At 60.5% G+C, this 13921-nt stretch carries 12 protein-coding genes and 1 tRNA gene; 10 read left to right on the forward strand and 3 right to left on the reverse strand.

Annotation, left to right across the window (positions count from 1 at the left end; all coding sequences use genetic code 11):
- The first annotated feature begins 3 nt into the window (after positions 1–3).
- The 6 genes from BN1137_RS05420 to BN1137_RS05440 all read left to right on the forward strand — a co-directional run bounded on the left by BN1137_RS05420 (position 4) and on the right by BN1137_RS05440 (position 5190).
- Complete coding sequence (locus BN1137_RS05420) at positions 4–519, forward strand: phage major tail tube protein (protein WP_050717615.1); 516 nt, start codon at positions 4–6, stop codon at positions 517–519.
- Positions 520–585: 66 nt separating this feature from the next.
- On the forward strand, positions 586–870 hold the full coding sequence (locus BN1137_RS05425; protein WP_050717616.1) for a phage tail assembly protein: 285 nt from the start codon (positions 586–588) through the stop codon (positions 868–870).
- Positions 871–878: 8 nt separating this feature from the next.
- The gene (locus BN1137_RS21845; protein ID WP_083443376.1) at positions 879–1010 is read left to right on the forward strand and encodes a GpE family phage tail protein; all 132 of its coding nucleotides are present in this window, start codon (positions 879–881) and stop codon (positions 1008–1010) included.
- Positions 1007–3526, forward strand: a complete 2520-nt coding sequence (locus tag BN1137_RS05430) for a phage tail tape measure protein (RefSeq protein ID WP_050717617.1) — start codon at positions 1007–1009, stop codon at positions 3524–3526. Before BN1137_RS21845 ends, BN1137_RS05430 begins: the two co-directional genes overlap by 4 nt.
- A 12-nt stretch (positions 3527–3538) precedes the next feature.
- Positions 3539–4030 (forward strand): phage tail protein, encoded by a 492-nt coding sequence (locus BN1137_RS05435; protein ID WP_050717618.1) that lies wholly within the window; start codon positions 3539–3541, stop codon positions 4028–4030.
- Positions 4030–5190, forward strand: coding sequence for a phage late control D family protein (locus BN1137_RS05440; RefSeq protein ID WP_050717619.1), 1161 nt, complete (start codon positions 4030–4032; stop codon positions 5188–5190). The genes BN1137_RS05435 and BN1137_RS05440 overlap by 1 nt, the downstream gene beginning before the upstream one ends.
- Positions 5191–5448: 258 nt before the next feature.
- Here the strand turns inward: BN1137_RS05440 and BN1137_RS05445 are convergent.
- Positions 5449–5533, reverse strand: a tRNA-Leu gene (locus tag BN1137_RS05445).
- A gap of 143 nt (positions 5534–5676) precedes the next feature.
- On the opposite strand from BN1137_RS05445, the gene BN1137_RS05450 reads away from it, so the two are divergent.
- Positions 5677–6198 carry an RDD family protein gene (locus tag BN1137_RS05450; protein WP_050717620.1) on the forward strand — a complete coding sequence of 174 codons (522 nt, stop codon included), beginning with the start codon at positions 5677–5679 and terminating at the stop codon, positions 6196–6198.
- 118 nt (positions 6199–6316) lie between these two features.
- Here BN1137_RS05450 and lptG read toward each other — a convergent pair whose 3' ends face one another.
- On the reverse strand, positions 6317–7387 hold the full coding sequence (gene lptG, locus BN1137_RS05455; protein WP_050717621.1) for an LPS export ABC transporter permease LptG: 1071 nt from the start codon (positions 7385–7387) through the stop codon (positions 6317–6319).
- Positions 7388–7412: 25 nt separating this feature from the next.
- A complete protein-coding gene (gene lptF / locus BN1137_RS05460) occupies positions 7413–8525 on the reverse strand; it encodes an LPS export ABC transporter permease LptF (protein WP_050717622.1) in 1113 nt (370 codons plus the stop codon).
- Positions 8526–8697: 172 nt separating this feature from the next.
- On the opposite strand from lptF, the gene pepA reads away from it, so the two are divergent.
- The 3 genes from pepA to BN1137_RS05475 all read left to right on the forward strand — a co-directional run bounded on the left by pepA (position 8698) and on the right by BN1137_RS05475 (position 13753).
- On the forward strand, positions 8698–10209 hold the full coding sequence (gene pepA, locus BN1137_RS05465; RefSeq protein WP_050717623.1) for a leucyl aminopeptidase: 1512 nt from the start codon (positions 8698–8700) through the stop codon (positions 10207–10209).
- 169 nt (positions 10210–10378) lie between these two features.
- Positions 10379–10834: a DNA polymerase III subunit chi gene (locus BN1137_RS05470; protein ID WP_050717624.1), complete on the forward strand. Its 456-nt coding sequence runs from the start codon at positions 10379–10381 to the stop codon at positions 10832–10834.
- Positions 10835–10900: 66 nt separating this feature from the next.
- Positions 10901–13753 (forward strand): valine--tRNA ligase, encoded by a 2853-nt coding sequence (locus BN1137_RS05475; protein WP_050717625.1) that lies wholly within the window; start codon positions 10901–10903, stop codon positions 13751–13753.
- Positions 13754–13921 lie beyond the last annotated feature (168 nt).

Here is a 13921-nt window from a genome sequence, read left to right on the forward strand (position 1 = left end):
ACCATGGCACTGCCACGCAAACTCAAACACGGCAATATCTTCATGGATGGCGAGAATTGGATAGGCGTCGCCGAAGACTTCACACCGGCCAAGCTGAGCCAGAAATTCGAAGCCTATCGCGGCGGCGGCATGATGGGCGCCGCCAACATTCACATGGGGCTGGAAGATGGCGCCCTCGACACCTCCTTCACCTTCGGTGGCGCAGAGGCGGCCCTGGTCAAGCGCATGGGCCTCGCCAAGATTGACGGCGTCGCCCTTCGCTTCGCCGGCTCATTCCAGCGCGACGACACCGGCGAAGTGGTCGCCGTCGAAATCGTCCAGCGCGGCCGCTTCAAAGAGCTCGACCGGGGCACCTTCAAGAGCGGCGACAACTCCCAGAGCAAGGTCAGTATGGTCAACACCTACTACAAGGAGACCATGAACGGCGTTGTTCTTTGCGAAATCGATCTGCTCAACATGATCTGGATAGTCGATGGCGTCGACCTGATGGCCGAGCACCGCAAAGCCATCGGCCTCTAACCCACCCAAAAACCCAACGGGCGGTCAACAGCCGCCCTCACCACATCAACATCAGGAACAAGCACCATGGAAAACAAGACCGTAACCCTCGACCAGACCATCCAGCGCGGCGACACCACCATCACCGAAGTACAGCTGCGCAAGCCCAAGGCAGGCGAAATGCGCGGCCTCAACATGGCCGACGTGCTGCAGATGGACGTCAACGCTCTCACCAAACTGCTGCCCCGTATCACCACCCCGATCCTGACCGAAGCCGAGATCGGCAACCTGGACCCGGCTGACTTGCTGCAGCTGGGTAGTGAGGTAGCCGGTTTTTTGATGCCGAAGAAAATGGGTTACCTGGCTGCGTAGATGACCTGATGGCAGAGATTGCCATCATCGCCCACTGGCCGCCGTCCGACATGGCGGCCATGGAAATCAGCGAGCTGATGGGCTGGCACCAACGCCTCGTTGAGATTCACAACCGCATCAACGGGGCAGAAGAACAATGAACCCTCTCAAACTTCAAATCCTGCTCGGGGCGGTCGACAAGCTCACCGCCCCCCTCAAAGCAGTCAGCGGCCAGAGCCGCACGACAGCTCAAGACCTGCTCGTCACCAAGAAGCGCATCAAAGAACTGGAAACCCAAAGCAGCCAGATTGACGGCTATCGCACCCTAGGCCGCCAGATTGGCGCCACCCGCGCCCAACTTAACCAAGCCCAGCGTGATGCCCAGCAGATGGCCCAGCAGTTCGCCAAGGTAGAGCAGCCGACCAAGGCCATGACCCGCGCTATGGAGCAGGCCAAGCAGAAGGTGCGCGACCTCTCCCAGCAAGAGCGTGAAATGGTCGCCCGTCACGGCAGCCTGAAACGGGCCATGAACGAGGCTGGCATCAACACCAAACAGTTGGGGGATCACCAGCGCCGCCTCAAGACTGACCTGGTAGCCGCCAACGGCCAGCTCGATCAGCAGCGCGCCAAGCTCGGCCAGCTGGCTGACCAGCAAAAGCGCCTCAACCAGGTCAAAGCTAACTACCGGCAGACCCAGGAGCTGCGTGGCCAGATGGCAGGCCACGGCGCCACCGCCATCGCAGCCGGTACCGCGATCGGCATGCCGGTTTACAGTGCCATCAAGGAGTATTCCAGCTTCGAGGATGCCATGAAGGGAGTGGCCAAGCAGGTAGATGGCGCCAGAACAGATTCTGGGGAGCTCACCTCCGTCTACTACGACATGGCCAAAGAGATAAAGGCAATTTCAGAAGAGCTCCCCCAGCTCAACGGCGCAATCGACATCGCAGCCCTGGTTGAAGGGGCCGCCCGCATGGGGGTGCAAGGTAAAGACAACTTGCTCAACTTCGCCAAAACCGCCGCCAAGGCGGCCACCGCCTTTGAGCTGCCAGCCGGTCAGCTCGCCGAAGACATGGGCAAGATTGCCAACCTCTACAAGATCCCCATCGGCAACATCGAACAGCTCGGCGATGCCATCAACTACCTCGACGACAACGCCCAATCCAAGGGGGCAGACATCATCGACGTGCTGCAACGTCTGGGGGGCGTCGCCGACAAGCTCGACTACCGAAAAGCCGCGGCGCTGGGCTCCACCTTCCTCAGCCTGGGGGCTGCCCCAGAGATCGCCGCCAGCGCTTCCAACGCCATGGTGCGCGAGCTATCCATTGCCACCATGCAGAGCAAACGCTTCCAGGCTGGCATGCAGGCGATCGGCCTGAAATCGACCGACGTGGAGAAAGCCATGGCCACCGACGCCATGGGTACCATCACCAAGGTGCTGGAGAAAATCAAAAAGCTCAAAGCAGAAGACCAGCTCAGGGTCACCACCCAGATATTCGGCAAGGAATACGGCAAAGATGCGGCCAAGCTCTCCAACAACCTGGACGAGCTCTATCGCCAGCTGAAACTGGTGAATGCCGAGAAATCGAAGGGCTCGATGCAACGTGAATCCGACATCGACAAAGACTCGCTCTCATCCCAATGGCTGATCCTGCAGGCCGGGATAAAGAACGTGAAGGCAGACCTTGGCGAGCTGCTGCGTGGCTCCCTGATGGACATCATCAAATTCACCAAAGAGATCGTCGCCGGTACCCGGAACTGGGTTGAAGCAAATCCCGAGCTGGCGAACACCCTGGTCAGGATTGCGGCCGTGACATCCATCATCGCCATTGCACTGGGCGGGCTGTCGTTGACCATCGCAGCCCTGCTTGGTCCACTGGCCATCATGAAACTCATTTTTGGAGTGTTAGGGATAAAGGGCACGGTATTGGGCACCGTGCTTAAATGGCTACTGGCTCCGTTCAGGCTATTGCTTGGTGTCGTGCGCTTGTTGACTGGTGCATTTATCCGAATGGGCATCGCTCTGCTCACCAACCCACTCACCTGGCTCATCGGACTAGTCGCCGCCCTCGCCTATGGTGCATACCTGCTCTACACGAATTGGGATGGGGTGTCCGCATGGTTTACCGAACTCTGGGCCAAGTGCAAGGGCCCTGCGCTGGCTTGGTGGGAGCTGGTCAAAGAGCTGGCCAGCTGGACGCCTATCGGCTTGTTCATGACCTCATGGGACAAGGTATGGCTCTTCTTCGACACCCTACCAGATGGCGCAGTCAATAAGGGCAAAGCCATCGTGCAGGGACTGATTGACGGCATCACTGCCAAGTGGAAGACCCTGATGGATAAAATCAAAGCTTTCACCCAGTACCTGCCGGACTGGTTCACCGGCGGCAACGTCACCATAGGCCAAGACAAAACCCAAGGCCAGAGCTACCTCACCGGTAACTACAACCAGCCAGCCATGGCGGGAGGTTACAGCTACGGCCCCCGCATTGTACCGACACAGGTCCCCAAACCAGTCGCAGCCAAGGGGGGGAACTCTACTACCCATCATCAGTGGACCATCGTGCAGCAGCCAGGGGAATCACCTGATGATCTCGTTCGCAAGATTGACCAGCGGCTAGACCAGCGCGATCGGCAGGCCGCCGCCCGTGCCCGCGCTACTCTCGGCGATCGCAACTAAGGAGCAACCACCATGATGATGACCCTGGGCTGGTTCGTGTTTCAGCGCTCGACCGTTGCCCCCCTCTCCCAGCAAGACGAATGGGCATGGCGCCACCCGGGCAACAACCGGGTCGGCGCCCGCCCTGCTTACCAGTTCCTCGGCCCTGACGACGAAACCAGCACCTTTAGTGGGGAGCTATACCCAGAGCTGACCGGCGGCCCAGTCTCCCTCGATATGCTGCGCCAGATGGGTGACAGCGGCGAAGCCTTCCCCCTGATCCAGGGCGATGGTGTGATGCGCGGCTCCTTCGTCATCGAGGGCATCAGCACCACCCGCACCGAGTTTTTCCAAGATGGCGCCGCCCGCAAGATAGAGTTCAGCATCAAGCTCAAGCGGGTGGACGACAACGACAACTCCTTGGGCAGTACCCTCCTCAATCGCACCGCGGGTAATCTGTTTGGCCGCCTCGGAGTGGGCAAGCTGATCGGCAGTATCGGCAGCAAACTCGGGGGGATCCTCTGATGGGCGCCTTCGACCAGTTCGGCAGTCGCCTGGCCGAGAATCTGGGCATTACCAACCCACTCGACGCCCAGCGCCAAGGTCACCCGGTGCCGGTTTACCAGGTACTGGTCGATGGTAAAGACATCTCAGCAGCCATTCGCCCGCGCCTGATGTCGATGACCATCACCGATAACCGGGGCTTCACCGCCGACACCATCGAGATCACCCTCGACGATAGTGACGGTCAGCTCGACATGCCGCGCCGGGGTGCCACCCTGCGGGCCCTCATCGGCTGGCAAGGTAGCGCCTTGGTCGACAAGGGGACCTACAAGATCGATGAAGTGGAACACGGCGGGGCCCCGGACGTGCTCACCATCAGGGGCAAATCGGCCGACCTGCGCGGCGGCATGAACAAGCTTCGCGAACGCAGCTGGCACCAAACCACCATCAGCAGCATCGTCGACCAGGTCGCCGCACCCTACCAGCTCACCCCCTGCGTGGGTGACTCCCTCAAGGGCCAGCTGATCGACCACATAGACCAGACCAACGAGAGCGATCTCGCCTTCCTAACCCGGCTGGCGGGGCAGTGTGATGCCATCGCTACAATCAAGTCTGGCCGCCTGATGTTCATCAAGGCAGGCCAGGGCACAACTGCCAAGGGCCAGCCGCTGCCGCCCGCCACCATCACCCGCAGGGACGGCGATCAGCACCGCTTCTCCGTGGCAGACCGCGACGCCTACACCGGCGTGACGGCTTACTGGCAAGACAACAAGGCAGCCGAGAAAAAGAAAATCGAAGTGAAGCGCAAGAAGAAGGCCAAACCGAAACCGGAGCGGCCACTGCCACCGGGTGTCGTCGTCAACAAGAAGGGACACGAACTGCTGGTCGGCGACAGCGAGAACGTCAAAGAGCTGCGCCATGTTTACGCCAACCAGACCAACGCCATGCGGGCCGCCCGTGCAGAGTGGGAACGGATCCAGCGCGGGGTGGCTGAGTTCGACATCACCCTGGCCAAGGGCCGACCTGAGTTCTACCCGGAGCAACCCACCACCGTCAGCGGCTTCAAACCCGACATCGACGCCGCCCCCTGGTTGCTCACCCAGGTGGTGCACGACCTCACCAACCAGGGCTACACCAATCGCCTACAACTCGAAGTGAAGTTAGAAGAGCTGCCAGAATAATTCCCGAATGCGAAAAGGACCCCACAATGTGGGGCCCTTTTCTATCTGCCTGACTACGTACCGAGACATGGCCAGGGAAAGCGCCGCATGAAGTACACCACCAGGCAGATGCGGCATCATACAAGAAGGAACATTCAGCACCAAAAACATAGCGTGTGGTCGGTACAGTCTAAAACTCTGCCGCCACTTTGCCGCCACCTTGTGCCAGAAAAACTTAAGGCCACCCGTCTGGGTGGCCTTAAGTCATTGAATTCTAAATGGTGCCCGGGGTCGGACTCGAACCGACACGTCTTTCAACGGCGGATTTTGAATCCGCTGCGTCTACCGATTTCGCCACCCGGGCAACTGCGAGGGATTATACGAATGGCGCTTGGGCATGCAAGGTGTTTTTCTCGCACAGGCTCCCGTTTGCTCATTTATTCAACGCCTTGCCGATGTTAGGCCAGTTACATAGAATGCCCGCATCATATTAATGGAATAAGCACCATGGCCAAGCGCAAGACAGTCCCTTCTCCCCAGACTCCTCCTCCACAGCACAAGTACCCTTCCGCCGGCCTGCTGCGCCGCCTGGGGGCCCTGCTCTATGACTACTTGGTCGTCATCGCGTTGCTGATCATCGCCGGCTTTATCGGCATGGGAGTGGCCCAGCTGCTGCTGGCCACCGGCCTGGCCACCATTCCCGAAGGGAGAGATGCCAGCTGGCTGCTGACCAGCCCGCTCTACAGTGCCTGGCTGGCCCTGGTGATCTGCGGTTTCTACACCTGGTTCTGGACCCGTGCCGGTCAGACTATCGGCATGCGTGCCTGGCGTTTGCGCATCCAGAATGAGGATGGCAGCAACATCCGCATCACTCAGGCCCTGATCCGGCTCGCCACCGCCGCCTTCGGGCTCGGCAACTTGCTTTGCGTGTTCAACCGCGAGCGCCCGCGTGCCTTCCAGGATATCTGGTCCGAGTGTGAGGTCGTGGTGTTGAACAAGCAGGAAAATCTGGAGCAGCTGAACAAATAAGGCTCACTGCCAGCATGACCCGCAAGGCACCTTGCGGGTTGACGACGCAGCGCATCAGATAGAGGCACGACTCAAACAAAAAGGGCCCCCAGGGGCCCTTTTTTTTTGCTTCATCCCGCTACTGCTTTCGGCTCAGGATATAGAAGGAGATCCCGCCGAACAGCAGACTGGGCGCGATGGCCGCTAGTATGGGCGGCACCGAATAAACCAGGCTGACCGGGCCAAATACCCGATCGCTCACATAGACGGCAAAACCGGTCATGATCCCCATCAGCATCCGGGCCCCCATGCTCACCGAGCGCAGCGGCCCGAAGATGAAGGAGGAGGCCAACAGTATCATCGCCACCACCGAGAGCGGGGAGAGCAGCTTGCGCCACATCTCCAGCTTGTAGCGACCGGCGTCCTGCTTGTTCGCATCCAGATAGCCGATGTAGTCACGCAGGCCCGAGATGGGCAGGTTCTCGGGATCGATGCTGACCACCCCCAGCTGCTTGGGCGTCAGCTCCGAGCTCCACTCCAGCTGCGCATGTTGCTCGTCCTGGATCTGCTTGGGATCGTCGAAACGGGTGACGTGCACCTGCTTGAGCAGCCAGTGATGCTGCTCGAACACCCCCTCCTCCGCCTGAATGACGTCGATCAGGTTGCGGGATGGCGTGAAGCGATACAGGGTGATCCCGGTCAGGGCGCCGTCGTTACGCACCCCGTTGATATTGACGAAGTTGTTGCCATCTCGGGCCCAGACCCCATAGGCAGAGACGGTCAAACGCCCCTCCGACATGGAGCCAGCCTTGATGTCATCCGCCATCCGCTTGGCAACCGGGGCAACGTATTCTCCCATCAGCCCCACCAGCAGCATCAGCGGGATCGCCGTCTTGAGCGCCGCCATCACTATGCTGAGCTTGGAGCGCCCCGCCGCCTGCATCACCACCAGTTCGGAACTGGTCGCCAGCTGGCCGAGACCGATCAGGCCACCGAGCAGGGCGGCCAGCGGGAAGAACAACACCGCTTCTTTGGGCATGGAAAGCAGCACGAAATAGAGCGCATTGAGCATGTCATAGTTGCCTTCCCCCACGGCTTTGAGCTGCTCCACGTACTTGATGAGCGCCGCCAGTCCGACCAGGGTCAGCTCGCACAGCAGGATCGACATGAAAATGACCCGGCCGATATATCTGTCGAGAATCCCAAACATCAGCCGAGCCTCCTATGTTGTTGCATCATGCTGATTTTCTCTTGAAAAAGTGGCCCTTCACCCCGTTCCACCAGCTGGTTCCCTGCAAATTGAGCGGCAAGCCGATCAGCAGCAGATAGACCAGCGGCACCAGGAACATGCCGGGCCAGTGGGGCAGACGCCCGCTGTCGATGGCCGAGCGGGCGGCACTGAGCAACAGGAAGTAGGACAGATAGAGCAAGATGGCCGGCAGCAACTTGGCGTAACGGCCCTGGCGAGGATTAACCCTGGCCAGTGGCACCACCAGGAAGGTGAGCACCAAGATCGACAAGGGCAGCGACAGGCGCCACTGCAGCTCGGCCATCAACTGATTGTCCTGGGTCCCCAGCAACGCCATGGTCGGCTTGGCCGCCGCCTTGCGGTTGGAGCGCTCCATCTCCTGCTGACGGATCACCAAGCTGTACTCGCTAAACTCCGAGACCTGGAACTGCTTGCCGGTGAACTGACCCTCGTAGCGAGAGCCGTCGATCAAGGTCAGCCACTGCAAGCCATTACTGTCGGCGGTGACATGACCCTCGCTGGCGACCACCACGGAGGGCGGCGATGTGCCTTCGGCCCGTTGCAGCACGAAGATCTTCTGCAACTGGGAGCCCTTGTCGTTCAGATCCTGGATATAGGCAACCAGCCGTCCCTTGTCGAGCTCCATGAAGCGTCCCGCCTGCAGGAAGGAGATGCCCGGGTCGGCCTTGAACTCATCGATCACCTGATACTCACGCTCCTTGGCCTGAGGGGCGACCCAGCCGGTGTTGAAGGCCGCTACTACGGCCGTCAACAAGGCCAGCAGCATGGCGCTGCGCATCACGAAGCGGTGGCTGAAACCCACCGCATGCATCACCGTCATCTCGCTTTCGGCGTACAAACGACCATGAGCAAACAAAATGGCCAGAAACAGACTGATAGGCAGCATCAACAGCGCCATATTGGGCAGGTTGAGCAGCAGCAGGGTGGAAACCAGGCGCGTCGGCACCTCGCCATCGGCGGCATCGCCGATGATCTGGATAAATTGCTGACTGACGAAGATAAGCAGCAGCACGAACAACACCGCCAGCTGGGTTTTCAGGGTCTCCCTGAACAAATATCGGAAAACGATCACAGTCATTCCCAAGTAAACTTGTGTTTTTAGTCGAATGCCTGAAAAATAGGGCCCTATATTGGATTTTTACCAGTTTGAACTGCGGAGCCTGTGGCTGTTCGCTCCGCCTCTGATACCCCAACAAGCACCGCATTATTCAATAAAAGGTGCCTTTTGTCTTTAGGATGTAGGAGATTCCATGGAGTTCAGTGTAAAGAGTGGCAGTCCTGAGAAGCAACGTAGTGCCTGCGTCGTGGTCGGCGTATTTGAGCCCCGTCGCCTCTCTCCGGTCGCCGAACAGCTGGACAAGATCAGCGACGGCTACATCAGCTCGCTGCTGCGCCGCGGCGATCTGGAAGGCAAACCAGGCCAGATGCTGTTGCTGCATCAAGTACCGGGCGTGCTCAGCGAGCGCGTACTGCTGGTCGGTTGCGGCAAGGAGCGGGAACTCGACGAACGCCAGTACAAGCAGATCATCAACAAGACCATCACCACCCTCAACGAGACCGGGTCCATGGAAGCCGTCTGCTTCCTGACCGAGCTGCACGTCAAGGGGCGGGATACTTACTGGAAGGTACGCCAGGCGGTGGAAACCACCAAGGCGGGCCTCTACAGCTTCGATCAGTTCAAGACCAACAAGGCCGAGCCGCGCCGCCCGCTGCGCAAGCTGGTGTTCAACGTGCCGACCCGTCGGGAACTGACCATCGGTGAGCGCGCCATCGCCCACGGCCTGGCTGTGGCGAAAGGGGTGCGCGTCTGTCGCGACGTGGCGAACATGCCGCCCAACGTCTGCAACCCGGCCTATCTGGCCTCCCAGGCGCGCCGTCTGGCGGATGCCTACGACAACATCAGCACCAAGGTGATCGGTGAGCAGGAGATGGCCGAGCTCGGCATGAACTCCTATCTGGCGGTGGCCCGCGGCTCCGACAACGAAGCCATGATGGCCATCATCGAGTACAAGGGCAACGGCGATGCCAAGCCCATCGTACTGGTCGGCAAGGGACTGACCTTCGACTCCGGTGGCATCTCCATCAAGCCGGCCGAAGGCATGGACGAGATGAAGTACGACATGGGTGGCGCCGCCTCCGTGCTCGGTACCATGCACGCCCTTGCCCAGTTGCAACTGCCCATCAACGTCATCGGCGTGCTGGCGGGTTGCGAGAACATGCCGGGTGGCAACGCCTATCGCCCGGGTGACATCCTCACCACCATGTCCGGCCAGACCGTCGAGGTGCTCAACACCGACGCGGAAGGTCGCCTGGTACTGTGCGATGCCCTCACCTATGTGGACCGCTACGATCCCGAGGTCGTCATCGACGTGGCGACCCTGACCGGGGCCTGCATCATCGCCCTTGGCCACCACACCTCGGGTCTGCTGGCGAACCACAACCCATTGGCCCACGAGCTGCTCAACGCCTCCGAGCAGGCTGGCGATCGCGCCTGGCGCCTGCCGCTGTTCGACGAGTACCAGGAACAGCTGGAGAGCCCGTTCGCCGACATGACCAACCTCGGGGGCCGTCCGGCCGGCACCATCACCGCTGCCGCCTTCCTGTCGCGCTTCACCAAGAAGTACAACTGGGCGCACCTGGATATCGCAGGCACCGCCTGGAAGAGCGGCAAGGACAAGGGCTCCACCGGTCGTCCGGTGCCCCTGCTGACCCAGTTCCTGTTGAACCGGGCTGGCGTGGCGGACGCCGACGACAAGGAGTGATGCCTCATCGCCCAGACAGGCTCTGAGTGGCGAGCAGGCGTTACCCTGTATCACAAGGAAGAGGCTCGCCTCTTCCTTGTTTCATTGAGAGAACCGGGGGTCAGCGCCTGACAGACCACCCCACCGACGGCCAATCGCTGTCCGTCACAGCCAAACGGGACCCAACCTGATGAGCCAAGTGACTTTTTACCTGATGAACGAACAGGATGACCAGCAAGGCAGTGCCTGTGAGCGACTCGCCTGCCAGTTGACGGCCGATGGCTGGAACACGGGGCACATCTACCTGTTCTGCGCCGATGAGGCCCAGGCCATGCGCCTCGACGAGCTGCTGTGGCAACTGCCGCCAGATCGCTTCGTGCCGCACCAGCTGCAGGGCGAGACGGGGCAGGCACCGGTGGAAATCGGCTGTCAGCCGCCGAAGCGGCGCTATGCCTGCCTCATCAATCTGGCCGGGCAGACACCTTTGTTTGCAGGACACTTCGCTCAAGTGGTAGATTTTGTCCCCACTGACGAAACGCAAAAGCAGCAAGCCCGCGAGCGCTACAAGCACTATCGCCAGGCAGGCCACGCCCTCGAGATGAGGGATCAACCCGCCCTTGCCGCCCCGGATCCGGCGCAGCCCTGACTGCCGCCCCTTGTGATCCAGAACCCATCAACATCAGCATCCATTCATCCAGATTACGGCGAGACCATGGAAAAGACTTTTAATCACAACGCCATCGAACAGGCGCTCTACCAACACTGGGAATCCCAGGGTTACTTCAAGCCCCACGGTGACACCAGCAAAGACTCCTTCTGTATCATGATCCCGCCGCCGAACGTCACCGGCAGCCTGCACATGGGTCACGCCTTCCAGCAGACCCTGATGGACACCCTGATCCGCTACAACCGCATGCAGGGCAAGAACACCCTGTGGCAGGCGGGCTGTGACCACGCCGGCATCGCCACCCAGATGGTGGTGGAGCGCAAGATCGCCGCCGAAGAGGGCAAGACCCGTCACGACTACGGTCGCGAGGCGTTCATCGACAAGATCTGGCAGTGGAAGGAAGAGTCTGGTGGCACCATCTCCCGCCAGATGCGCCGTCTGGGCGACTCCGTGGATTGGGAGCGCGAGCGCTTCACCATGGATGAGGGTCTGTCCGAAGCCGTGCAGGAAGTGTTCGTGCGGCTGTACGAAGATGGCCTGATGTACCGTGGCAAGCGTCTGGTGAACTGGGATCCCAAGCTCAACACCGCCATCTCCGATCTGGAAGTGGAAAACCGCGAGATCAAGGGCCACATGTGGCACCTGCGTTACCCGCTGGCGAACGGTGCCAAGACTGCCGAGGGTCAGGATCACCTGATCGTCGCCACCACCCGCCCCGAGACCATGCTGGGTGACACCGCCGTCGCCGTAAACCCGGAAGATCCACGCTATAAAGCACTAATCGGACAGCATATTCTGCTGCCGCTGGTGAACCGTCTGATCCCCATCGTCGCCGATGAACACGCCGACATGGAGAAGGGCACCGGTTGCGTGAAGATCACCCCGGCCCACGACTTCAACGATAACGAAGTGGGCAAGCGCCACAACCTGCCGATGATCAACATCTTCACCCTGGACGCCCACGTGCGCGCCGAGGCAGAAGTGGTCGATTGCAACGGCAACCCCAGCACCGCCTATGACGCCGCCCTGCCGAGCGAGTTCGCAGGTCTTGAGCGCTTCGCCGCCCGCAAGGCCATCCTGGCCAAGCTGGACGAGCTGGGCCTGTTGGCCGAAACCAAGGATCACGTGCTGCAACAGCCCTACGGCGATCGCGGTGGCGTGCCCATCGAACCCATGCTGACCGACCAGTGGTATGTGCGCGTGGCCCCCATGGCCAAGGACGCCATCGCGGCGGTGGAAGATGGCCGCATCCAGTTCGTGCCCAAGCAGTACGAGAACATGTACTTCTCCTGGATGCGCGACATTCAGGACTGGTGCGTCTCCCGTCAACTGTGGTGGGGTCACCGCATCCCGGCCTGGTATGACGAGGCCGGCAAGGTCTACGTCGGTCGCGACGAGGCCGAGGTGCGCGCCAAGCACAATATTCCGTCCGTGACCGTGCTGCGTCAGGACGAAGACGTGCTGGACACCTGGTTCAGCTCCGCCCTGTGGACCTTCTCCACCCTGGGCTGGCCGAACAACACCGAGGCGCTCAAGACCTTCCACCCGACCGACGTGCTGATGAGCGGCTTCGACATCATCTTCTTCTGGATTGCCCGGATGATCATGATGACCATGCACTTCATCAAGAACGAGGATGGCACCCCGCAGGTTCCCTTCAAGACCGTCTACATCACCGGCCTCATCCGTGATGAAGAGGGCCAGAAGATGTCCAAATCCAAGGGCAACGTGCTGGACCCGCTCGACATGATCGACGGCATCAGCCTGGAAGACCTGCTGGAGAAGCGCACCGGCAACATGATGCAGCCGCAGATGGCCGAGAAGATCGGCAAGCGTACCGCCAAGCAGTTCCCGGAAGGGATCGACGCCCACGGCACCGACGCCCTGCGCTTCACCCTGGCGGCGCTGGCCTCGACCGGCCGTGACATCAACTGGGACATGAAGCGCCTGGATGGTTACAACAACTTCTGCAACAAGCTGTGGAACGCCTCCCGCTACGTGCTGATGAACACCGAAGAGCAGGATTGTGGCCTCAGCGGCGGCGAGATGCAGTTCAGCCTGGCGGATCGCTGGATCCAGTCCCAGCTGCAGGTTGCCATCCGCGATTTCCGTACCGCCCTCGACACCTATCGCTTCGACATGGCCGCCGGCATCCTGTACGAGTTTATCTGGAACCAGTTCTGTGACTGGTATCTGGAGCTGACCAAGCCGGTGCTGGGCAAGGGCTCGGAAGCTGAGCAGCGTGCCACCCGCCACACCCTTGTGACTGTGCTGGAAACCTTGCTGCGTCTGGCGCACCCCATCATTCCGTTCATCACCGAGACCATCTGGAAGTCGGTGGCGCCGCTGACCGGCATTCATGCCGACACCATCATGCTGCAAGCCTTCCCCGAGTTCGACGGCGCCAAGCTCGACGAAACCGCCATGGCAGATCAGGAGTGGGTGAAGGAGTTCATCGTCGGTATCCGCAACATCCGCGCCGAGATGAACGTGGCACCGAGCGTACAACTCAATGTGCTGCTCACATGCGACGCCAAGGATGCCGAGCGCGCCCAGGACAACGAGGCCTTCCTCAAGTCCCTGGCACGTCTGGAGTCCATCCGCGTGCTGGGCGAAGGTGAAACCGCTCCGCTGTCGGTGAAGAAGCTGATCGGCAACACCGAGTTGATGATCCCGATGGCCGGTCTCATCGACAAGGAAGCCGAGCTGGCCCGCCTGGCCAAAGAAGTAGCCAAGCTGGCCGGTGAATGCGCCCGCATCGAAGGCAAGCTCGGCAACGAGGCCTTCGTGGCCAAGGCGCCGGATGCCGTCATCGCCAAGGAGCGCGAGAAGCTGGAAGAGTACCGTCTCCAACTGACCAAGCTGGAAGCCCAGCAACTGGAAATCGCCGCCCTGTAAGCGAGCCTTGCCTGCAAAAAAGCCCCCGTTTATCGGGGGCTTTTTATTTTGCGGCGGCCAAACGGGGTCATGAAACGGCGCCTCATGGGGGATGGCGGCGTGGCCACCGGGTATCGGCTGCGTTTTTCCCGCCCGAAAAATTGAAAAATTCACGAACCAAATCACCCG

The organism is Aeromonas tecta (assembly GCF_000820185.1).
GTDB lineage: Bacteria > Pseudomonadota > Gammaproteobacteria > Enterobacterales > Aeromonadaceae > Aeromonas > Aeromonas tecta.